This window comes from Frankia umida, from assembly GCF_023242945.1.
Classification (GTDB): Bacteria; Actinomycetota; Actinomycetes; order Frankiales; family Frankiaceae; genus Frankia; species Frankia umida.
The window spans coordinates 51,803-72,193 of record NZ_JALKFT010000023.1; the positions used below are offsets into that span (position 1 = coordinate 51,803).

Annotated in this window: 18 protein-coding genes; 6 read left to right on the forward strand and 12 right to left on the reverse strand. The window is 70.2% G+C overall.

Features of this window, described 5'->3' with window-relative positions; genetic code table 11:
- Positions 1–90: 90 nt before the first annotated feature.
- On the forward strand, positions 91–804 hold the full coding sequence (locus MXD59_RS19445; RefSeq protein ID WP_308301742.1) for a TetR/AcrR family transcriptional regulator: 714 nt from the start codon (positions 91–93) through the stop codon (positions 802–804).
- Between the two features lie 62 nt (positions 805–866).
- On the opposite strand, the gene MXD59_RS19450 is transcribed toward MXD59_RS19445, so the two are convergent.
- The 3 genes from MXD59_RS19450 to MXD59_RS19460 all read right to left on the reverse strand — a co-directional run bounded on the left by MXD59_RS19450 (position 867) and on the right by MXD59_RS19460 (position 3,934).
- Positions 867–1,751 (reverse strand): hypothetical protein, encoded by an 885-nt coding sequence (locus MXD59_RS19450; RefSeq protein WP_248826089.1) that lies wholly within the window; start codon positions 1,749–1,751, stop codon positions 867–869.
- Positions 1,752–1,871: 120 nt separating this feature from the next.
- Positions 1,872–2,573: a LuxR C-terminal-related transcriptional regulator gene (locus MXD59_RS19455; RefSeq protein WP_248826090.1), complete on the reverse strand. Its 702-nt coding sequence runs from the start codon at positions 2,571–2,573 to the stop codon at positions 1,872–1,874.
- Positions 2,564–3,934, reverse strand: a complete 1,371-nt coding sequence (locus MXD59_RS19460) for a sensor histidine kinase (protein ID WP_248826091.1) — start codon at positions 3,932–3,934, stop codon at positions 2,564–2,566. Before MXD59_RS19460 ends, MXD59_RS19455 begins: the two co-directional genes overlap by 10 nt.
- Before the next feature lie 217 nt (positions 3,935–4,151).
- On the opposite strand from MXD59_RS19460, the gene MXD59_RS19465 reads away from it, so the two are divergent.
- Complete coding sequence (locus MXD59_RS19465) at positions 4,152–6,227, forward strand: ABC transporter ATP-binding protein (RefSeq protein WP_248826092.1); 2,076 nt, start codon at positions 4,152–4,154, stop codon at positions 6,225–6,227.
- Positions 6,228–6,246: 19 nt separating this feature from the next.
- Here the strand turns inward: MXD59_RS19465 and MXD59_RS19470 are convergent, their stop codons facing one another.
- The 3 genes from MXD59_RS19470 to MXD59_RS19480 form a co-directional block, all read right to left on the reverse strand.
- On the reverse strand, positions 6,247–7,554 hold the full coding sequence (locus MXD59_RS19470; protein ID WP_248826093.1) for a CLIPPER-2 domain-containing protein: 1,308 nt from the start codon (positions 7,552–7,554) through the stop codon (positions 6,247–6,249).
- Positions 7,555–7,742: 188 nt separating this feature from the next.
- On the reverse strand, positions 7,743–8,573 hold the full coding sequence (locus MXD59_RS19475) for an ABC transporter permease (RefSeq protein ID WP_372512137.1): 831 nt from the start codon (positions 8,571–8,573) through the stop codon (positions 7,743–7,745).
- Positions 8,574–8,605: 32 nt separating this feature from the next.
- A complete protein-coding gene (locus MXD59_RS19480) occupies positions 8,606–9,352 on the reverse strand; it encodes an ABC transporter ATP-binding protein (RefSeq protein WP_248826095.1) in 747 nt (248 codons plus the stop codon).
- A 196-nt stretch (positions 9,353–9,548) separates the two neighbouring features.
- Here MXD59_RS19480 and MXD59_RS19485 point away from each other — a divergent pair, with 196 nt between their 5' ends.
- Complete coding sequence (locus MXD59_RS19485; RefSeq protein WP_248826096.1) at positions 9,549–10,418, forward strand: Sco1979 family transcriptional regulator; 870 nt, start codon at positions 9,549–9,551, stop codon at positions 10,416–10,418.
- Positions 10,419–10,446: 28 nt separating this feature from the next.
- Here MXD59_RS19485 and MXD59_RS19490 read toward each other — a convergent pair whose 3' ends face one another.
- From MXD59_RS19490 to MXD59_RS27030, 4 genes are all read right to left on the reverse strand, one after another.
- Positions 10,447–11,244 (reverse strand): SAM-dependent methyltransferase, encoded by a 798-nt coding sequence (locus tag MXD59_RS19490; protein WP_248826097.1) that lies wholly within the window; start codon positions 11,242–11,244, stop codon positions 10,447–10,449.
- 138 nt (positions 11,245–11,382) lie between these two features.
- On the reverse strand, positions 11,383–12,300 hold the full coding sequence (locus tag MXD59_RS19495; RefSeq protein ID WP_248826098.1) for a hypothetical protein: 918 nt from the start codon (positions 12,298–12,300) through the stop codon (positions 11,383–11,385).
- Between the two features lie 698 nt (positions 12,301–12,998).
- Positions 12,999–13,967 (reverse strand): hypothetical protein, encoded by a 969-nt coding sequence (locus MXD59_RS19500; protein WP_248826099.1) that lies wholly within the window; start codon positions 13,965–13,967, stop codon positions 12,999–13,001.
- A 210-nt stretch (positions 13,968–14,177) separates the two neighbouring features.
- Entirely contained in the window at positions 14,178–14,588 is a 411-nt protein-coding gene (locus tag MXD59_RS27030; RefSeq protein WP_248826100.1) for a nucleotide exchange factor GrpE, read from the reverse strand.
- A gap of 369 nt (positions 14,589–14,957) precedes the next feature.
- Here MXD59_RS27030 and MXD59_RS19510 point away from each other — a divergent pair, with 369 nt between their 5' ends.
- Both MXD59_RS19510 and MXD59_RS19515 read left to right on the forward strand, forming a co-directional pair.
- Positions 14,958–15,350 (forward strand): hypothetical protein, encoded by a 393-nt coding sequence (locus tag MXD59_RS19510; protein WP_248826101.1) that lies wholly within the window; start codon positions 14,958–14,960, stop codon positions 15,348–15,350.
- 117 nt (positions 15,351–15,467) lie between these two features.
- Positions 15,468–15,701 (forward strand): hypothetical protein, encoded by a 234-nt coding sequence (locus tag MXD59_RS19515; RefSeq protein WP_248826102.1) that lies wholly within the window; start codon positions 15,468–15,470, stop codon positions 15,699–15,701.
- Positions 15,702–15,705: 4 nt separating this feature from the next.
- Here the strand turns inward: MXD59_RS19515 and MXD59_RS19520 are convergent, their stop codons facing one another.
- Both MXD59_RS19520 and MXD59_RS19525 read right to left on the reverse strand, forming a co-directional pair.
- A complete protein-coding gene (locus tag MXD59_RS19520) occupies positions 15,706–16,446 on the reverse strand; it encodes a response regulator transcription factor (protein WP_248826103.1) in 741 nt (246 codons plus the stop codon).
- Positions 16,440–17,861: a sensor histidine kinase gene (locus MXD59_RS19525; RefSeq protein ID WP_248826104.1), complete on the reverse strand. Its 1,422-nt coding sequence runs from the start codon at positions 17,859–17,861 to the stop codon at positions 16,440–16,442. The genes MXD59_RS19520 and MXD59_RS19525 overlap by 7 nt, the downstream gene beginning before the upstream one ends.
- A gap of 135 nt (positions 17,862–17,996) precedes the next feature.
- Here MXD59_RS19525 and MXD59_RS19530 point away from each other — a divergent pair, with 135 nt between their 5' ends.
- Positions 17,997–20,318 (forward strand): MMPL family transporter, encoded by a 2,322-nt coding sequence (locus MXD59_RS19530; RefSeq protein ID WP_248826105.1) that lies wholly within the window; start codon positions 17,997–17,999, stop codon positions 20,316–20,318.
- Positions 20,319–20,391 lie beyond the last annotated feature (73 nt).

Consider the following 20,391-nt stretch of genomic DNA (forward strand, 5'->3'; position numbering starts at 1 on the left):
GATGACCCCTATGAGGCAAAGTCGCCTAGATTATTGGACTCTACTGTCTAGATTTCGAGTCACATGAGTCCATGAGGGTAGCGTGTGGCTGTGGCCACCGACGAAGCGGGTGCCAGCGTCGCCGCGCTGGGCCGGGGCAGGCTGGCCAAGCGTGAGGCGATCATGCGAGCCGCGTTCGACGTCTTCGCGCGCCAGGGCTACGCCGCCACCAGCCTCGACGACATCGCCTCGGCCACCCCGGTCTCCCGGCAGACCGTCTACAACCACTTCGGCGACAAGGAGAAGCTCTTCCTCGCCGTCGTTGACGAGCAGATCTCCGCGAACCTCGACGCACTACGCGACGCGACGAACACGTTCCCCGCACGGGTGGACACCCTTGAGGACGCGGCCGCCTACCTCCTCGACCTCGCCCGGCGGATCACCGCGGTCTTCGCCAGCCCGACCACCGCCTCGCTGCGACTGCTCATCCAGACCGAGGCCCCCCGCCACCCGCGACTGCTCGCCCTGTGGCGTTCCCGCGTCACCGCGCCCGTCTGGCCAGCCCTCATCGGCAGCCTCGCCCGCCTCGCCCACGCCGGCGCCCTGACGATCGACGACCCCGCTCGCGCCGCCGGTCAGTACCTCACCCTGGTCACCGGAGTCTCCTGGCAGATGACCGAGCTCGGCACCTTCGCCCTCACCGCGCCCGCGGACCTCGACTCCCCGGAGCTCGACACCGCCATCCGAGCCAACGTCGCCTTCTTCGTTCGTGCCCACACACCCACCGTCACCCAGGCCCACACCGACACCAGCGCCTGCGGATAGAAAGGCCGCGTGGACACGCGCACCACCTGCCGATGGGTCCAGCCAGGCTGGCCGGCAGCCATTCACAGGCCGCCCTGGAGTGCTCTGAGCAGCGCGGGCCCGGGGTGGGCCGCGACGCTCACGTTCGCCGCGACGAGGACGAGCGACGCCACGGTCAGCACCGCGGCCAGCGCGGCGTAGGCGCGTGTCACCCGCTTGGCCGCCTGGTCGGCCGGGTTCCTTCGCCACAGCAGCACGCTGACGGCCAGCAGGACGACGGCCACGGCCGCGGCGACCACGGCCATCACCACGTGGTACAGGGCGAAGTCGGCTGTCATCACGTCCAGGGGCGGTGTGGTCGGGGTGCCCGTGCGTGTGTCGGCCAGCTGGTGCGCGGCCTGGTCGAGCGCACCGGCGAGTGCCGGGTCGGTCCGTCCCGCCGGCAACATGGGTAGCAGGGACGAGAACGGCGCCGCCGCGCCCTGGATGTTCGCCATCGTCGCCGCCAGTGCGACCAGTGCGAGCGTTGTCGAGAGCACGCCGGCCGACACCAGACCGGCTCGCCGCGGCGCACCGCGGGTGTTCAGGGAACGCTTCCAGAGCGCGATCGTCAGTATGACGAGGACCGTGAGCAGGAGCGCGGAGACCAGGCCTTTGACCAGGTGGAAGCGATACCAGTAGTCGACGACTCGGGTGAGGTGCGGAGAAAGCCGCCGGTCGCCGGAACGCCAGTACTCGACGAATCCGCCGCGCACGGCGGTGACGCGCTGCTGGTTGGTGACGAGGTCGCCGTCCGCGTCGCCCGCGGCCAGCCGGCTCGGGGCGAGAACGAAGGCGCCGAGGAGCGCGGCGGCGCCCAGCACGAGTGCCAGCAGCGGACGGCCCGCGGTGCCCGCCGGGCCGGCGACGCCACGGGTGGACCGGCCCGGACGCGTCCGGGGAGCCCTGTCGGATGAGGGTGTGAGCATGGATCACACGGTGTCGCGGGCGCGCAGCCTGGTCACCGGAGCAGGCCGGACAAACAAGGTGTGGCAGGCCCCACCCGGTCAGCCGGACGGTCGCGCTCAGGCGCTCAGGCGCTCAGGCGCTCAGGCGCGCAGGTGGGCGAGGACGGCGAGCACGCGGCGGTGCTGGGCGTCGTCGGGGGGCAGACCGAGCTTGGCGAAGATGTTGCCGATGTGCTTTTCGACGGCGCTCGCGGACAGCACCAGCCGCCGGGCGATGGCCGTGTTCGAATGGCCCTCGGCCATCAGCCCGAGCAGTTCCCGTTCCCGTGCGGTCAGCGACGCCAGCGCCCGGCCGCCCCGCCGCCCGTCCAGCAGACGCGCGACGACCTGCGGGTCGAGCATCGTCGCGCCGCCGGCGACCCGCTCCAGCACGTCCAGGAACTCCCCGACCCGACCGACCCGGTCCTTGAGCAGGTAGCCGATCCCGCCCGAGCCGTCCGCGAGCAGGTCGGCCGCGTAGGAGGTCTCGACGTACTGGCTGAGCACCAGCACCGGCGCGCCGGGCAGGTGTGCGCGGACCTCGATCGCCGCCCGTAGACCCTCGTCCGTGTGCGTCGGCGGCATCCGAACGTCGACGACGCTGACATCCGGGCGATGCCGCAGCACCGCCTCGACCAGGGACGGGGCGTCCCCGACGGCGGCCACCACCTGATGGCCCTCCTCGGCGAGCAGCCGGATGAGGCCCTCCCGCAACAGCACGGCGTCGTCGGCCACGACGATCCGCAGCCCACCCTCGGGCGCGGATCGCCCGTCCGGTGTCGCGCCGGCGGCCGTCAGCGGCACGGCAGCTCCGCGGTGATCGTCGTCGGGCCGCCAGGTGGGCTGGTCAGGTGCAGCCGTCCGCCGACCGCGCACACCCGGTCCCGCAGGCCGCGCAGACCGTGGCCCTTGTCGAACGCGGCGCCGCCGCGGCCGTCGTCGGTCACCCAGATCCGCAGCAGGTCCGCCTCCTGGCGCAGCCCGATCACGCAGTGGCCGGCCTGGCTGTGCTTGGCGACGTTGGTCAGCGCCTCGGAGACGACGAAGTACGCGGCCGTCTCGACTGCCGCCGCCGGCCGATCGCCCGCGGCTGGTGCGGTTCCCGGACCTCCCGGACCTCCCGGACCTCCCGCGTCGAGGTGGACGGGAACCGTGGCGCGCAGGGCGAGTTCGGCGAGCGCCGCCCGCAGGCCGCGATCGACGAGGATCGGCGGGGCGATGCCCCTGGACAGGGCCCGTAGCTCCGCCAACGCCTCCTCGGCCTGGATCATGGCATCGGCGAGTGCTTCCCGCACGGTCTCGGGCCTGCGGTCGAAGTGGCGCTGCGCGCGGCCCAGTTCCATCGCCAGCCGGACCAGACGTTGCTGCGGCCCGTCATGGATGTCGCGTTCGAGCCGGCGCAGCGCCACCGCCTCGGCGCTCAGCGCGGCGGCGGTCTGCTCCCGGGCGGTGTCCCGCTCCCGTTCGAGCCCGCGGATGCGGCGCTGCCGCGGGGAGACGTCCGTGAGCAGGGCCCGTCCAAGACCTGCCTGGACGGCCACACATGACCTGGTCAACAGGGGTACGGCCAGCACCAGCAGCAGCCCGAGCACCGTACCGAAGAGCATCCGCGTGGTCGGTGTGGTCAGGCCCAGGCTCACGTCGACGTGGTAGGGGCCGCCACCGGCGCGCAGTGTCATCGGCGGTGGTGTTCCCGCGGCCGTACCCCAGTTGCGGACCGCGGTCGTCGCGGCGCCGAGGCCGACGATCCACCACAGCGCCGTGACCACAGCGGTGACCAGCGCGACGGGCGGCAGCAACACCGCGTGCGCCAGACTGAGCCAGCACCCCGTGCCCGCCCCGGCGTCGCCGCCCGCCCCCGACCGCCGCCGTCCCTGCCGCTGGTCGGGTGTCGCCGTGCGGACCCGGTCGATCCGCCACCACTCCAGATCGGCCGACCAGTACACCGGCACCGCGGCACCGGCCACGACCGGCGTTCGCGCGACGAGCCGGCCCAGCAGCCCCACACACAGACCGGCGACCACGGCCAGCACACCCGCGACCGCGCTGACCGGCCCCGTCAGCAGATACACCGACTCCGCCAACGTCCGGCGCCCCACGCGGACCACGCGACCAGCACCCGGGATGGACCAGCCGCGGGCCACCGCGGCGAACGAGCCGGCCATGGTTTCAGCCTAACGGCGATCTTCCGTCCGCGGACACCCCCGCGCCAGGCCGACCCTGTCAGCTCCTGGACGTGTCCGTCCCGCTGGCCCGCGATGCGGCGCGGACGAATATGGCGCAAACGGTGAGACCGGGAGACGCGTAACCAGGAAGATGATGCCGCGGTGGAGCGGGTGTGAGCCGTGCGGGGGATGAGCGGTTCGGGGGAGAGGTGGCCGGATGCCTGGCCGTCGGCGTCGCTATCGCCGGGATGAGCCGGAGATCGACGAGTCGATGCTGCCCAGCGGGTTCACCGGGCCGGTCGACATTCCGGATCCACCGTCGCCGCCGCGGCTTCCCTGGCGTGGACGGGTGCGTGCCGCCGCGGCGAGCGCCCGGGCCACGGCCGCCGGGTTGCCGCGGGTGCTCCGGTTGTGCTGGCGGGCGAGCCCGTCGGCGACGGTGTTCCTCGCGCTGCTCACCGTGGTCGTGGGCCTGTTCCCGGCGCTGACGGCCTCGACCGCCCAGCTGCTCGTCGACGCGGTGGTGCACGCGGTCCAGATTCACGCCGGTGACCAGCCCGACCGGGCGTCGTTGTACCTGCCGCTGCCCGGTCGGCCTCGGGTGGCGACGCTCACCGGCAACCAGGTGGTGTGCTGGCTCGTCGTCATCCAGTTCGTGGTGTCCACCCTCAGTCAGGTTCTCTCGGCGGCACGCGGCATCGTGCAGCGCGTCCTGTCCGACCAGCTCGAGCTCACCGTGGAGACGCTGGTCGTCGAGAAGGCAAGCCAGCTCGAACTGGGTTTCTTCGAGGAGTCCGAGTCGTATGACCTGTTGCAACGAGCGTCACAGCAGGGTGGCCGCCCGTTCGCCATGCTCACCACGTTCTTCGGACTCCTGCAGACCGTGGTCACCTTCGTCAGCATGATCGGCCTGTTGGTCAGCCTGAACCCGCTGCTCGGTCTGATCGTGCTGGTGGCGCCGATCCCGGCGTTCATCGTCGACACCCGGTACGGCCGGCGGGCCTATCAGCGCAGCCGGTGGGCATCGCCGGTCAGCCGGCGGATCTTCTACCTGCAGCAGGTGCTGACCACGAACCACGATGCCAAGGAAATCCGGATCTTCAACCTTGGCCCCTATCTGGTGGAGCGGTTCCGGTTGCTCCTGACCAACTACAACCAGCGCCAGCGTGAGATCGTCATCCGTCGCCAGCTCGCCGAGCTGGGCTGGAGCATGCTCGCGGAGGTGGCGCGTTCGGGCAGCTATCTCTACGTCGCGTTGCAGGCCGCCGCGGGACGACTCACGCTCGGCGATCTCACCCTCTACGGCACGGCCTCGATCAGTGTGCAGAGCGGCGTGTCGAACATCCTCGGCTCCCTCACCGAGATGTACGAGAACAACCTGTATGTCGACGACCTGTACCAGCTGTTGGCGACACCGACCGAGGCCGAGCAGCAGGCCGCCCGACGGGCGAAGCGGGTGGCGGTCGAGGCCGTCGAGGGGGCCGCGCCGGCACTGGTACCGCCGCTGGCCCGCCTGCCGACACCGTTGCGTGGACGTGTCGTCTTCGACCGGGTCACGTTCCGTTACCCGGGCACGGATGTCCTGGCGCTGGACGAGATGAGTTTCGAGGTCGACGCGGGGGAGACGATCGCGATCGTCGGGCGCAACGGCGCCGGCAAGTCGACCCTGATCAAACTGCTGTGTCGGCTCTACGTACCGGACAGCGGCCGGGTCCTCATCGACGGCGTCGACCTCGCCGACGTGGACGTCGACGCGCTGCGCGCCCAGATCGGCGCCGTCTTCCAGGACCACGTCTCCTTCCAGGCCAGCGCCGCGGAGAACATCGGTCTGGGTGAACTCGACGCGCTGTCGGACCGGCCGCGCATCGAGCAGGCCGGCCGGGACGGCGGCTCGGACAGCTTCATCCGCAAGCTCCCGTACGGCTATGACACGTCGCTGAGCCGCTGGTTCGGCAAAGGGGTGGATCTCTCCGGTGGTGAATGGCAGAAGGTGGCCCTCGCCCGCGGGTTCATGCGCTCCGCTCGCATCCTCGTCCTCGACGAGCCGAGCTCCGCTCTCGACGCCCGCGCGGAGCACGACCTTTTCACCCGGCTGCGGGCCCTGGCGACCGGCCGCACCGCGTTCTACATCTCGCACCGTTTCTCCACGGTGCGCCAGGCCGACCGGATCATCTTCGTCGACGACGGCCGGATCACCGAATCCGGCACCCACCGTGAACTTATGGCGCTCGACGGCCAGTACGCCGAACTCTTCACCCTCCAGGCCGCCGCCTACATCGACGATCCGGCCTGAGCAGAACACCGTTTCCCCGTCACCCGAGGGCGAGGGCCGCCGGGTTACCGATCGTCCATGGTGGGAGTGCGATCGAGGGGAACGGGAACGGCCCCACCGTGACGGGTGGAAGGTGCACGACGGGCAGGCAGATCGGCGGGAACGGACGGGTCACGTCCAGCACGGGGCGGTAGCTGGCCGTCGCGGTCGCCGGAAGGCTCGCGATCTGGGGGCCGAACTCGATTGTGGCGGTCGCCGCGGCGATGTCGGTGATCGAGCCGGCCGCGACGTCCGCGCAGGTCGTGACGTAGGTGGCCGTGCAGATCATGCTCTCCGACGGTGCCAGGTCGGTGCCTGCGCACCGCACCGGGCTGGTGCCGGGGTGCGGGTCGAGCACCGCGATGTTCGTGAGCGCGTTGAAGGTGCCGGTGTTGGTGAGCAGGTACTGGTAGGTCAGTGTTTCACCGGCTCCGCGAAACGTCGCCGGGGCGACCGCTTTCGCCACGGTCAGCCCGGACGTCCCGATCTTCGACACGATCACGGATTGCGTGATCGAGAAGTAGGTCGCGCCGCTGGGGGTGACACCGGAGACGTAGGCGTAGTTGCTCACCTGGCCGCGGATGACGTCCTCCTCGGTTGTCAGGTAGGAGACGGTGCAGATGATCCGGGCGCCCGCGGCGAGGGTGGTGGTGGGGCAGTGAACGGGTGACAGGCCGGGGTAGGAGTCGTGCACGGTCACCTCGGTGAGCGGGGCATCGGTGTTGTTGGTGATCCGGTAGCTGTAGTCGAGGCGCTGGCCCGCCGCGGTGAACCGATACTGCGCCGCGGACTTCTGCAGATCGATGTCATCGTTGAACAGCGACCGGTAGGCACGGGCCGATTCCCAGGTGGAGAAGACCGCCGGGCCCGACGGGGGTTGGCCGGTCGCCTGCCCCGCACCGAACACCTGGTTGAGGGTGAAGTCGCGGCCGGAGGCGGAGTAGGGGGCCGTGCAGTTCATCGACGCGCCCGGGTCGAGGGTGCTCCGCGGGCAGGTCGTGTACAGCCCGTACCACGCCGTGAAACTCTCGACCCGGACGTTGGTGAGGGGCACCGTGCCCGTGTTGGTGACCACGAACGTGAAGGTCAGCGCGGTGCGATTGGTGGTGAACTCGGTGGGGGAGACGCTCGCGGCGATCGAGATCGACGCATCCTCGGGTGCCGCCGCCATGGCGGACGTGCCAGCCGTGGCGAGCAGACCGAGGGTGAGGAGCGCGGCGAGAAGCGCCCGCCCGGCCACCTGGCGGGCCGGGCGGCCTCGGGCGGCGGGTCGCCACCGGAGCACATCAGACGAGAACAGGGCGGGCACGACGCGCTCCTCGAGCTGGCTTCAGGCTCCGCTCCGGTTCCGCGAGTCAGCGGACGGTCGGCGGATCGGACGCCCGCCGCGGCGCGGTCCGGAGGAGGCCGAGCGGGGCCCGATCGTCACATGGAGTTACTACATGTGGGTGGAGGGTAACGGTGTGTCGCCCGGCTGGCCGCTGGAGCCGGGATGGGTCAGGACCTGCGGCGCGGGGTGTGCCAGGAGCCGATGGCCAGCCGGGCGGCCAGGCCGAACAGCCAGAACAGCGCCAGTCCGAACAGGGCCGAGACCATGATCGCGGCGAACAGTGGTGCGGACTGGAGACGCTGGGTGTAGTCGTCGATGAGGCTGCCCAGGCCCCGCTGCCCCTGACGGAAGAAGAAGTCACCGACGATCGCGCCGATGACCGACAGGCCGGCGGAGATACGGAGCCCGGTGAACACCGCGGGCAGCGCGCTGGGGACCTCGAGGTACACGAGCCTGGCCCAGCGGCCGGCCTGGCGCAGCGTGAACAGGTCATGCTGCCCGGCGTCGGTTGACTGGAGCCCGAACAGGGTGTTCGTGATGATGGGGAACAGCGCGACCAGGACGCACACGACGGTACGTGACCAGAAGCCGTAGCCCAGCCAGAACCCGATCAGCGGCACGATCGCGAGGATGGGGATCGTCTGGAGTGCCACCGCCCAGGGGTAGAACGACCGCTCGATCCAACCCGCCTGGCTCATCAGCACGGCGAAGACCATCCCGAGGGCGGCGGCGATGGCGAGCCCCACGAGCGCGACCTTCGCCGTCGCGCCCAGCGCCACCAGGGTCTCGTGGAAGGTGGTCCAGTCCCCGAACCCGTCGGTGACGACCTCGTGTGGTGGCGGCAGCAGGAAACGCCGGCGGGGCGCCAGCGCGAGGTAGGTCACGGCGTACCAGATGCCGATGACGACTGCCAGGACCACCAGTGGCGGCCCGGCTCGTCGCACCGCACGCACCGCACGCACCGCACGCACCGCACGGGCCGCACGGGCCGCACGCATCGCATCGGCCGCGCGGCGCGGTTCGGTCGCCATCACGTGAACGACTCCGCCAGCGCCGCCGAGACGGTCCGGGCGACCTCGCCGAAGGCGGCGTCAAAGCGCAGGTCAGCGGGCCGCGGGTAGGGGAACGGGACGTCGATCTGTGCGACCACTCGCCCTGGTCGGGCGGACAGGACGACGACCCGACGAGCCAGCCACACCGCCTCGGTGACCGAATGGGTGACGAACAGGCCCGCGAACCGTTCCCGGATGTGCAGCCGCTGCACCTGCTCACCGAGGCGCTGCCGGGTGATCTCGTCCACCGCGCCGAACGGCTCGTCGAAAAGCAGCAGTGATGGCCGTACCGTGAGTGAGCGGGCGAGGGAGACCCGCATCCGCATGCCGCCGGACAGCGCGGCCGGTCGGTGGTGCTCGAACCCCTCGAGTTCGGCGAGGGAGATGGCCGCGGCGACGAGCGCGCGCCGCTGGCTCCTCGGCAGGTGGTCAAGCTGGGCGAACAGCCCGACATTGCTCTCGACGGTGCGCCACGGCAGGAGCGTCGGATCCTGAAAGACGTAGCCGGGAGCATCAGGCCCGTGAGCAGTCGTCCCGCTGGATGGTTCGGTCAACCCCGACGCGATTCGCAGCAGCGTGGACTTTCCCGAACCCGACGGTCCGACCACCGTCACGAACTCACCGTCGGCGACCGTGAATGACACTCCCCGTAGCGCGGCGGTACCGTCCGGGAAAGTTTTTCCCACATCGTCGAACGCCAATGCGATTCCCGGCACAGTGGACACCGACTCTCCCCTCTGGCGCAGGATCCTGTGGTCGTGAGGACGGGTGCCGGCGGCCACCTGCTGGTGTCCTTGGCTGAGCGGATCGTAGCCCCCGGTGCAGAGCCTTCTGAGCGCACTCCGAACGTCTGGCCTCCATCATCATCCAGTATGCTGAGGGGAAACCTGCCGGGCGCAGGTGCCGGGTGAAGGCGGGGTAATGACGCTGCAACGGGCGGGTGGGCCGATCGTGCGCCGCGTTGTACTGGGTACACAGCTGCGTCGACTTCGCGAGGCGAAGGGCATTAGCCGGTCGGAGGCCGGCTACAGCATTCGGGCATCCGATTCGAAGATCAGTCGACTGGAACTGGGTCGGGTCAGCTTCAAGGAACGCGATGTGGCCGACCTGCTCACCCTGTATGGCGTGACGGAGGAGAAAGACCGCGCGCCGCTGCTCGAGCTCACCCGCGAGGCGAACGAGCCGGGCTGGTGGCAGGGGTTCACCGATGTGATGCCGGGCTGGTTTCAGCCGTACCTGGGCCTGGAGGAAGCGGCGATCCTGATCCGCACCTACGAGCTTCAGTTCATCCCCGGGCTCCTGCAGACCAGGGACTACGCCCGCGCCGTCATAGGCGGTGCTCGCCAGACAGACGCCGCCGACGTGATCGAACGTCGGGTACAGGCACGGATGAGTCGGCAGACCGTTCTCGACCGGGCGGACTCGCCCCGACTCTGGGCGATCATCGACGAGGCGGCGCTGCGCCGCCCGGTCGGCGGGCCGGAGGTCATGCAGGCCCAGCTCAAACACCTGATCGCGCTGACTGCGAAATCGAACATCACCATCCAGGTGATTCCGTTCAGCGGCGGCCCCCATCCCGCCGAAGGTGGCTCGTTCAGCATTCTGCGGTTCGGTGAGCCGGATATCGCCGATGTCGTCTACCTGGAGCATCTGACAGGCGCCATCTACCTCGACAAGCCGGAGGACCTCACGCGCTACACGCTCACCATGGACAATCTGGCGCTCAAGAGCACAACGCCTGGTGAGACCGCGGAAACCATCGAGCAGATTATCTTATACCACGCCATCTGACGCCCGTCCTCGACTCGAGAACGTGGCGTCAGGGCTTCCGGCCGACGCCGCACAGGTCATCGATCGCCACCGGCGGCTCGGCCGCGGGGTTCGGCCGCCACAACGGGGTCGAGACCAGCCCCGGTTCGACGAGTTCGAAACCGTCGAGGAAACGGGCCACCTGCTCGGGAGTACGCATGTGGTACGGGAACTTCTCGTGCGCGTGGAGATCGTGGATGGAATCGGCCCGCTCCTCGCCCATGACGGCGTAGGTGCCGTCCTTGAACACCAGGTAGCTGCCGGTGGGAAGGGCGTCGTGCAGTTCGCGCACGATCGCGTAGGCCTCGTCGAGGTCGGCCACGTTCCCCATGATCCCGAGCATGATCAGACCGATCGGCTGGGTGAAGTCCAAGGTCTCGCGGGCGGCCTGAAGAATCTTCTTCGGCTCGCGGACGTCGGCATCGACGTAGTTGGTGACGCCCTCGGGGGCGCTCACCAGCAGCGCCCGCGCGTGCAGCAGGACCAGCGGATCATGATCGACGTAGACGATCCGGGAGTCGGGGGCGATCCGCTGCGCCACCTCGTGGGTGTTGTCCGCCGTCGGCAGACCGGTGCCGATGTCGAGGAACTGCCGGATACCGACCTCGCCGGCCAGATGGGTGACCGCGCGGCCGAGGAAGGCCCGGGCCTGCCGGGCGATCTGCACGATCTCGGGAAGCAGCTCGTAGAGCCGGTCGCCGAACTCGCGATCGACGGGATAGTGGTCCTTACCGCCCAGCCAGTAGTTCCACACCCGCGCCGAATGCGGCACGGTGATGTCGACAGCGGGTGCCGAAGCCTCGCTCATGGGTGACGTTCCCTTCGCCGTGTGGCTGACGGACCCCGATGTCGGGTGTCGGGGACCGTCCGGGGCGTTTCCGCCCCGGACGCCGCTTTCTTCCGCTGCCGTGCCGTGCCGTGCCGTCGCCTGTGTCGACGTCGTTCGCTACTTCAGGGCCACCGTCTTGTCGAGGAACTCGTTGGTCACCAGATCCGACGCGGCCAGCCCCGCCTTCGGCGCGCTGCCCTTCGCGGCGAAGACCGGGACGAGCCGACCGATCAGCTTGTCCACCCGGGCCGAATCGAAGCTGCCCAGCACCCCGTCGTTGCCGTTGGCGATCAGTCCGAGCTTCTTCTGGGTGGCGTTTCCGTACTCGAGAAGGCCCGCCGAGAGGGTGAACCCTCCGGTGTGCAGGGTACTGACGACCTTCAGGATGAGCTTGTTCACCGGCGCCGGGTCGGCGACGTAGTCCCGCTGCGCCTGCTGCAACAGGGGTACCAGCTTGGCGAGGCAGGCGCGCTGGGACGACACCTTGTCCGCCCGGACGGCGAGGGCCGAGATGTACGCCGGGTACTCGTCCTGGAGAAGCAGTTGCTTCACCGGCTTGCCCCAGGCCTTGACGTCGTGCTCGAGCAGGTAGGGCTCGTTCGTGACGAACGCCTGCTGCGCGATCTTGCCGTCGGCGGCGACGAACCGGTCGGGCGAACCCTGATAGGAGGTGTCGACCTGGGTCTTGTTCAGCAGCCCCTCCCGGACGAAGACATCGGGAAAGGACGTCCCACTCGCACTGGCCAACACCGTCGCGCCCGAGTCACGAACCTGGGCGACGCTGGTGAAGTTCCACTCCGGGTTACCCCAGATCAACGCCAACGGAGATTTCTCATAGGGCGCGAAGACAGCGACCGACCGCTGCTTCCCGGAGGCCTGCACGGCTTCGTCCGTGCCCACATAGCCGGCCAGGATGCTGTCGTCCTGAGCGAGGAGCGCGGTTACCGGTTGGAAGCCGGTCGCCGGCCCGCCCGCGCGCACCTGAAGTCGCACACCGGTGGTGCCGAGTTCACCCTCGATTCGGTTCTTGTTCACGTCGATCGTCGGGTTCGGACCCAGAAGCTGATAAAGGTAAGCGTCGGGAAGTCCGGGCCACCAGTTCGCCTGAATGGCGACCGTGGACGGGCAGATCCCCTTCAGCGGCGTCGTGTAACGCGACGCGGCGGTGGACCCCGTGGCGGCGGACCCTGTGGCCGATGAGCTCACCCCGGCGGACCCACCCGACGAGCCGGAACACGCGGTCAGGCCGAGCGCCAGCACCGCGGCGCATCCCGCCACCCAGCGGCGGCGAAACATCGAAACTCGCACCAGCCCAGATCTCCTCAGTACTGTGATATTGGCGAACACCCGCGGTTAGAACATCCGGGACTCGCGATGCTCCTGACACGGCGGGTCGCCTCCGCCCGCCGTCAGGATTCCATACCCTAGGGCGCCGGATGATGCGAGGTGTCAGTTTCCCGAAGAAGTCAGGTACTGGTGGTCGGCGCACCTGCGCCACCCGAACCGGCCTGACATCACGAAAGCCCAGGTCAGACCACTGGTTCTCGGCAGGATGGCCGGCTGAACGGAACATTCGTTCGGTTCTGTGGCACCGTCTGGTCCTCGGGCGACCCGCGCCGTCAGCCGAGGTCGGCGGCGCGGGCCAGGAGATGGTCGCGTTCGCGTTCGTTGCTGGTCAGGGCGGCGCCCCGACGTTCACCGACCAGCCCCGCGCCGCTCCCGGCGACCGCGCCCTAGCCGTCCACGTCGCCGGCGCCGGCGATGATCAGTGCGAAGGCGGCCAGGACGGCCACGAGAAAGCCGAGGACGGCCAGCGGTGAGAGTCCCGCGCGGGCACCGTCGCCCAACAGCAGTGTTCCGGCCAGGGCCGGCAGCAGCGTCTCGCCGGCGCACTGGCCGGCCATCGCCGTGGTGACCGCACCACGTTGCAGCGCGACGGCGAACAGGGCCAGGCCCAGCCCGCCATAGGCCAGCAACGCCCAGGTCGCGGGGTCGGTCGGCACGTCCGACCATGGTCGGGCCTCGATCAGCCGGGCACACAGCGCCGCCCCGCCGAAGGCCAGCCCGGACAGCAGCCCGAGCAGCGCGCCCGCCCGCCGCGGCCAGGCCCACAGCACCAGTCCGACCAGCCCGACGAGTACCGGGACCCCGGCGACGAGCCCCCAGGAGACCGCCGTCGACGCCGGATCGGCCCGTCCCGGTCGTGCGGTCAGCGCCAGCAGCACCATTCCGGCGCCCAGCGTGGCCAGGGCAACCACCTCACGGCGGGAGAGCCGGGCGCCGAGCGTGGCCACCGCGAGCACCGCTGTCACTCCGACCGAACCGGCGAGGATGGCCTGGACCGCGAACAGTGGCAGGCCCCGCACCGCGAGCAGGGAGAGCAGCCAGCCCAGCAGGTCCAGCCCGAGCCCGGCCAGGTAGGGCAGCTGGACGGCAAGGTGGGCCAGCGCCGAGGGCCGGAAGGCCGCGGCGACCTCCCGCGCACCGTCTCCGCTGCCGGCCTGACCCGTCACGCCGCCCGCCGACACCGACGCCGTGGACGTGGACGTGGACGTTGGCGTGACCGTGGACGTTGGCGTGACCGTGGACGTCGGCGCGGTAGCGGTCGCGGTCGCGGTGCGGGCCGCACCTACCGACTGGAGCACCGAGCCGGCCCCGTAACACAACGCGCAGGCGAAGGCGGCCAGAACGGCAAGCAGCACAGCCGCGACGGTACGCCAGTAGCATCCACCAGAGCGCGAGCGGTGACCGGGCACCGTTGCCTTCATCGCGGATCGTCAGGCCCACCATCGCCGTCACCAGCGCTGGTCCGCAGCCGGTTCGGAGCTGACCACAGGCTCGAAGGTGCAATCGCCACCGTCCGTGACGGTCGCGATGTGGACGGCATGAGCGGCGCCTTTCCCTCGCCTCGCCTACGCGCGGGTGAGTGGGACGGCCGCCGCGTAGACGACCACCTGCTGGGGACGAACGATCTGGTCGCGCCACAGGTAGCCGGGCCGGACGGTCCCGGCGATGCGGCCCGTCTGCTCGGCGTCCGGTGCCGGCCGGGACGCCACAGCCTCATGCCTGGCCGGATCGAACGGTCCCTCATCGGCGATCCAGCTCACCTCACAGTGGATGATCATGGTGCCGATTCGCTGGGTGATCCAGCGGGCGAAGGCGGCCGCTGCCGCGGGGTCGGCGATCGCCTCGTCGTCGGTCAGGTCGACCAGACCGTCGGCCACGGCGATCAGATCGTGGACGATGTCCGGCGGCCGTCGATCCGGCGCGTCCTGGCAGTTCGGTGGTTCGCGCCGCGGCGACAGCAGCCGTCGGATGCGCACGAGACCATCACCTCACCTTCGACGCGTCACCCGGCCGGGCGGTCGCCTCCGGCTCGTCCCTGCTGACGAAACACGGCCACTCGGTGCCCGCGAGTAGCGAAACCTCCAGCTCCTGATGGCGTGGGTGGACCGGAAGGACGGTGCCCGCCTCCATCGTGTTGTCCGGCCCGGCCTCCCCCCGGACGGCCGGGCCGGACAGAAACATAGCCGGAACCGTGGCACCGAAAGTGGCGCTTTGTCGGCATGATGAGTACCGGTTGTCCCGTCCTGTCCTGTCAGGACAGGCGAAACGGGCGAAAACCACCCACGTGCCCGAACGGGATGGCAGACGCCGCGGGACGTGCCGCGGCCCGGCCGGGGACGGAAGCGATGTCGTACACGGGGGAGACAGCGTCGGAGGACCCGGACGGGGTCGCCAGCTACCAGGATCCGCACGAAGCGATCACCCGGCTGTGGGGACGCTCCAACGACCGGTCGGTCGAGTCACGAGCCGGGCTGTCCAAGACCACCATCAACGACCTGCGTAACCGGCGACGTCGGCTCACCGAGCACTCGGTGACCCGGATCGTCGAGGCCTTCGATCCGCGGCGACGCACCGCCTGGTTGGCCGCCTGGCATCGGCTGCAGCACAGCGCCGGCCTCGGCCAGGCGCCCTGCTGTTCGGCGGCACCGCCTCGACCGCCTCGACGGCGTCGAGCGCGCTGCAGGCCGCGCGTACCGCGACCGGTCCGTCGGGATGCTACGACCTGCCGCTGCGAATGACGGCAACCGTGGTCGACCAGCGAGGTGCCGCGCAGTACGACGTCCGGGTCTCGCAGGCGTCCTACACCTGTTACCCTGCCTGGAACCCGTCCTTTACTACCCGGGGACGTGCTCACCGTGTCCGACGAGCTCTGCTTTCGTGGGCCGCGGGGCATCATCGGCTATCCCGGCTATCCCGGGATCACGACCCGGATCCACATGATGCTGGTCGACCGGGGCGGGGCGACGGTGCTGGCCCGCGACGCCGAACGGCTCGACGGATTCACCGACCGCGATCTGGCCGTGCGCGGGGCCGACATCATCGGCTACGTCGACATTCCCTCAGCGACGATGACGCCCCCGAACAGCTGACCCGTCAACCGTCCGTGGATCTGAGGGAGTCGCGGTGCGGCGGCGATCCATCCCGGCGGTGGACCGGCTCGTCCGGGGGCGCGACGAGCCGTGACCGGTAGGCCAGGACGACGAGCTGCGCCCGGTCGCGGGCGCCCAGTTTGGTCATCGCCCGGTTGACGTGGGTCTTGGCGGTCAGCGGGGAGAGGTACAGCTGTTCGGCGATCTCGTCGTTGGACAGCCCCGCCGCGACCAGACGGACGACCTCGGCCTCGCGGTTGGTCAGCCGGCCGGAGCCGGCGTCGCCGATCGGGGTGGCCGGCGTGGTCGGGCGGGGCCTCGCGACATAGTCGGCGATGAGCTGCCGGGTGGCCAGCGGGGACAACAGGGACTCGCCGCTGGCCACCAGCCGCACGGCCCTGACCAGTTCGTCCGGCTCGGCGCCCTTGCCGAGGAAGCCGCTGGCTCCGGCGCGCAGCGCGTCGAAGACGTACTCGTCGATCTCGAACGTGGTCAGGACCAGGACCCGGGTGTTCGCCAGCCGCGGCTCGGCGATGATCGTCCGGGTTGCGGTGATCCCGTCCAGTCCGGGCATCCTGATATCCATCACGACGATGTCGGGCTGCGTGTGCAGAGCCAGTCGGATGGCCTCGTCACCGTCGGCGGCCTCACCGACGACCGTGAGGTCCGGTGCCGCGTCGATGAACACCCGAAAACCCGCCCGGATCAGCGGCTGGTCATCGGCCAGCAGGACCCGGATCACCATCGCAACTCCACGGTGTGCGTCAGGTCGACCTCGGTTGCCGGGGGACCCGCCGATACGGGGTCCGCGTGCGACGATTCTGCCCGCACGGATGCTGCGGCGCGCGGCTGCGCGGCGGCTACGGTCGACTGTGCGGGTTCGGTCGACTGTGCGGGTTCGGTCGACTGTGCGGGTTCGGTCGGTGTGGGCGGTTCGTTGTTTCCGTCGGGCTGGGGCGGAAGGGGCAGCTGCGCCGACACGACGAACGAATCGTCGGGGGTGCGCCCGATCCGCAGCCGACCATCGAGTGCCGCCGCCCGTTCGCGCATACCCGTGATGCCATGTCCGGCGACGAAGCCGGCCTCGATGATGTCGGCCTCGGCGACCAGATGGTTGGTGCGGCCCCGGCCCGCACCGCTGTTGAGGATCTGAAACCGTAGTTCGTGCTGGTCGTAGGTGAGGCGGACCGAGGCTCGTCCGCCGCGGCCATGTTTGTAGGCGTTGGTCAGGGACTCCTGGATGATCCGGTAGGCGGCAAGGTCGACCAGAGCGGGCAGCGGCCGCGGCCGGCCGTCCACCTGACAGGCCAGCGGCAGGCCGCTGGACAGGAAGCTTTCCACCAGCTTGTCGAGGTGGGCCAGCCCCCGCGCCGGGCGGGTGAGAACGGGTTCGTCCGGGTCGCGCAGCACCCGGACGAGGGAGCTGAGCTCGTCGAGCACCATCCGGCTGGCGCGCCGGACGTGCCCGAGTGATTCGGCGGCCCGCCCGGGGTCGCTGGTCAGAACATGCTCGACGACGGCGGACTGCACGTTGATCAGAGCGATGTGGTGGCCGACCACGTCATGCAGCTCCCGCGCGATGCGCAGGCGTTCTTCGGTGACCTGCCGCCAGGCCTCCTGCTCACGTCCCTGTTCGGCGCGGATGGCCCGGTCCTCGACAGCCGCGACATAGTCCCGCCGGCCGCGCACCGAATAGCCGGCGACCGCGCAGAAACCGACCCAGCTCCAGGCCGAAAGCAGATTGTTGACCGAGGGTCCGCTGAGGACGTTGATGATGGCCAGAAAGACGGCGATACCGGCGGCACAGTGCCAGCCGATACGGCCACGACGGTACTGGGTGACGGTGTAGAGCGCCGCCCCCATCGCCAGCCCCAGCGTCGGCGCCGCGCGGCCGTCGCTGATCCAGCCGACGGTGACCAGCGAGACGGTCACCGCGAGGACACCCACCGGTCGGCGCCGACGGGCCAGCAGCACCAGGGCGGCCAACACGGCCAGCGTGAGGGAGAACGGGTCGTAGAAATCCGACGTGGCCCGGGACGAGTCGAGGCCCCCGACCATGCCAAGACCGAAGGCGAGCAGCGCTACCAGGCGGTCGACCGCCCTGGGCCGTGCCGCTGCGGCGCGGATGACGAGCCAGGTCGGCGTGGGTCCGGCGGACATCCTCCTCACGGTACCCGTCCAGGGAATTCCGTCATCCACCGTCCGTGGTACTGCCGAATACCACGAACGCGGTACCCGTAAATGTCTGCGGCTGCCAGATGTTCTTACCGCCGGCGGCGGGCAGTTTGTAGCGTCATGGCTCACTTCCTACAACTGCTCGGACGCGTCTCGTTCCGGCGACGCCGGCTGGTTCTCGTGCTCTGGTTGGGTGCCCTGTTGTTGAGCGGTCTGGGTGCCGCCACGCTGTCCGGTCCGACGTCGGACAGCTTCACCCTGCCGGGCACCGAGTCCCAGCGCGCCGGCGATCTGATGGCGCAGCGTTTCCCCGCCACCCGGGTGGACGGGGCGACGGCAAGAATCGTCTTCGCCGCACCGGCCGGCGCGCAGCTCACCGAGCCCACCTGGCGATCCGCGGTGACCGGGGTGATCGCCGAGCTGACCGGCAGCGCCGACGTCGCCTCGGTGTCCGACCCCTACCAGGGTCAGATCGCCAGGAGTGGCGGCGTCGGCTACACGCGGGTCACCTACGCCGTGCCTGCCACCGATCTGTCCGAGGACGCACGGGACACCCTCACGCACGCCGTCGACGCGGGCCGGGCCGCCGGCCTGACCGTCGAGGTCGGCGGGGATGCCACCGAGGAGGAGGGCAGCGGAGCCACCGAACTGGTGGGGCTGATGGTCGCGGCCCTGGTCCTGGTCGTCACCCTGGGTTCGCTGGTCGCGGCGGGCCTCCCGTTGCTGGTCGCCCTCGTCGGCGTCGGCATCTCCCTGGCCTCGGTGACGGCGGCGACCGGTTTCCTGGAGCTGTCGTCGAACACCTCGACGCTCGCCCTGATGCTCGGTCTCGCCGTCGCCATCGACTACTCGCTGTTCATCGTCTCCCGTTACCGCGACGAACTCGACCGCGGCCTCGACCACGAGAGCGCCGCTGGTCGGGCGGTGGCCACCGCCGGCTCTGCGGTGGTGTTCGCCGGCCTGACCGTCGCGATCGCCCTGGTCGGCCTCGCGGTGGTGAACATTCCCTTCCTGACCGAGATGGGCATCGCCGCGAGTTTCGCGGTGCTGCTCGCCGTCGTCATCTCCCTGACCATGCTGCCGGCCCTGCTGGGCTACGCGGGCGACCGCGTCCGCACGCGTCGGCGGCACCAGGACCAGCGCCCGCCCCGGCGCCGCCTCCCGTCGGCCGGTCGTCACCTTCCGTCCGCCGGGCGTCACCTGCCCCCGGCTGGACGGCACCCCGAACCCGAACCCGAAGCCGAAGCCACGCGCGGGCGGCGCTGGGCGGAGCGGGTCACCCGGCGCCCGGCCGCGGTCCTCGCCGCCACCGTGATCGGCCTGGGTCTGGTGGCCATGCCCGCCCTCGACCTCCAGCTCGCCCTGCCCGACGACGCCACCGCGGCACCGGACAGCTCGGCCCGTAAGGCCTACGACCTGCTCTCCACCAACTTCGGCGCCGGATTCAACGGTCCCCTCACGATCGTGGTCGACGGGCATCCGACCGGCGGCGCCCGCGTCGATCCGATGGCGGCCGCCGGTGTGATCGCCACGCGGATCGGCGCGCTTCCCGACGTCGCCGCGGTGACACCGGCGACGCAGAACCCGGCCGGTGACACCGCGGTGTTCTCCGTCGTCCCGCTCTCCGGTCCGGCGGACGCGAGGACCAGTGACCTTGTCCGCGCCATCCGGGAACTGCCCGCCCCCACCGCCACCGAGGTCTCGGTGACCGGAAGCACGGCGCTGGCCGTCGACATCACCGATTCACTGGGCGATGCGCTGCTGCCCTATCTGATGGTCGTCGTCGGTCTCGCGCTCGTTCTGCTGTGCGTGGTCTTCCGCTCGATTCTGGTGCCGCTCAAGGCCGTCGGAGGATTCCTGCTCACCGTCGTGTCCGCGCTGGGCGCCGTCGTCGCGGTCTTCCAGTGGGGCTGGTTCGACACGCTGCTGGGCATCGAGGGCCAGACCGGCCCGATCATGAGCCTGCTTCCCGTTCTCGTCGTGGGTCTGGTCTTCGGCCTGGCGATGGACTACGAGGTCTTCCTGGTCACCCGGATGCGTGAGGAGTTCGTCCACGGCGCCCCGCCCAGACAGGCGGTCGTCACCGGTTTCGAGCACAGCGCCCGCGTGGTCACGGCCGCCGCCATCATCATGATCAGCGTGTTCGCCGGTTTCGTTCTCACCCCCGACGCTCTCATCAAGCAGATGGGCTTCGCGCTGGCGCTCGGTGTCGGCATCGACGCGTTCCTCGTCCGGATGACCCTCGTGCCCGCCGTCATGACCCTGTTGGGACGCAGGGCCTGGTACCTTCCCCGCCGCCTGGACCGAATCCTGCCGAACGTCGACATCGAAGGCACGTCCCTGCGGGATGACTCGCAGACCCTCGCGGTGAACATCCTGCCGCTCCAGACGGACCTGCCCCCCACCGCCACCGCCACCAAGCCTGGGAGTGACGGTCGGTAGGTGCTCGGGTGGACAGGGTGCCGGCGGGTCGTCTCGATGGCGACTCGCCGGTGCGCCGATGGTGTGCGCGGGC

Excerpts from the sequence above, each read along its gene's own strand:
- MXD59_RS19520 (WP_248826103.1), bottom strand. The coding sequence starts at position 16,446 with ATGGTGATCCGGGTCCTGCTGGCCGATGACCAGCCGCTGATCCGGGCG.
- MXD59_RS19510 (WP_248826101.1), top strand. The coding sequence starts at position 14,958 with ATGTCGTACACGGGGGAGACAGCGTCGGAGGACCCGGACGGGGTCGCC.
- MXD59_RS19530 (WP_248826105.1), top strand. The coding sequence starts at position 17,997 with ATGGCTCACTTCCTACAACTGCTCGGACGCGTCTCGTTCCGGCGACGC.
- MXD59_RS19485 (WP_248826096.1), top strand. The coding sequence starts at position 9,549 with ATGACGCTGCAACGGGCGGGTGGGCCGATCGTGCGCCGCGTTGTACTG.
- MXD59_RS19475 (WP_372512137.1), bottom strand. The coding sequence starts at position 8,573 with ATGCGTGCGGCCCGTGCGGCCCGTGCGGTGCGTGCGGTGCGTGCGGTG.
- MXD59_RS19465 (WP_248826092.1), top strand. The coding sequence starts at position 4,152 with ATGCCTGGCCGTCGGCGTCGCTATCGCCGGGATGAGCCGGAGATCGAC.
- MXD59_RS19450 (WP_248826089.1), bottom strand. The coding sequence starts at position 1,751 with ATGCTCACACCCTCATCCGACAGGGCTCCCCGGACGCGTCCGGGCCGG.
- MXD59_RS19525 (WP_248826104.1), bottom strand. The coding sequence starts at position 17,861 with ATGTCCGCCGGACCCACGCCGACCTGGCTCGTCATCCGCGCCGCAGCG.
- MXD59_RS19490 (WP_248826097.1), bottom strand. The coding sequence starts at position 11,244 with ATGAGCGAGGCTTCGGCACCCGCTGTCGACATCACCGTGCCGCATTCG.
- MXD59_RS19460 (WP_248826091.1), bottom strand. The coding sequence starts at position 3,934 with ATGGCCGGCTCGTTCGCCGCGGTGGCCCGCGGCTGGTCCATCCCGGGT.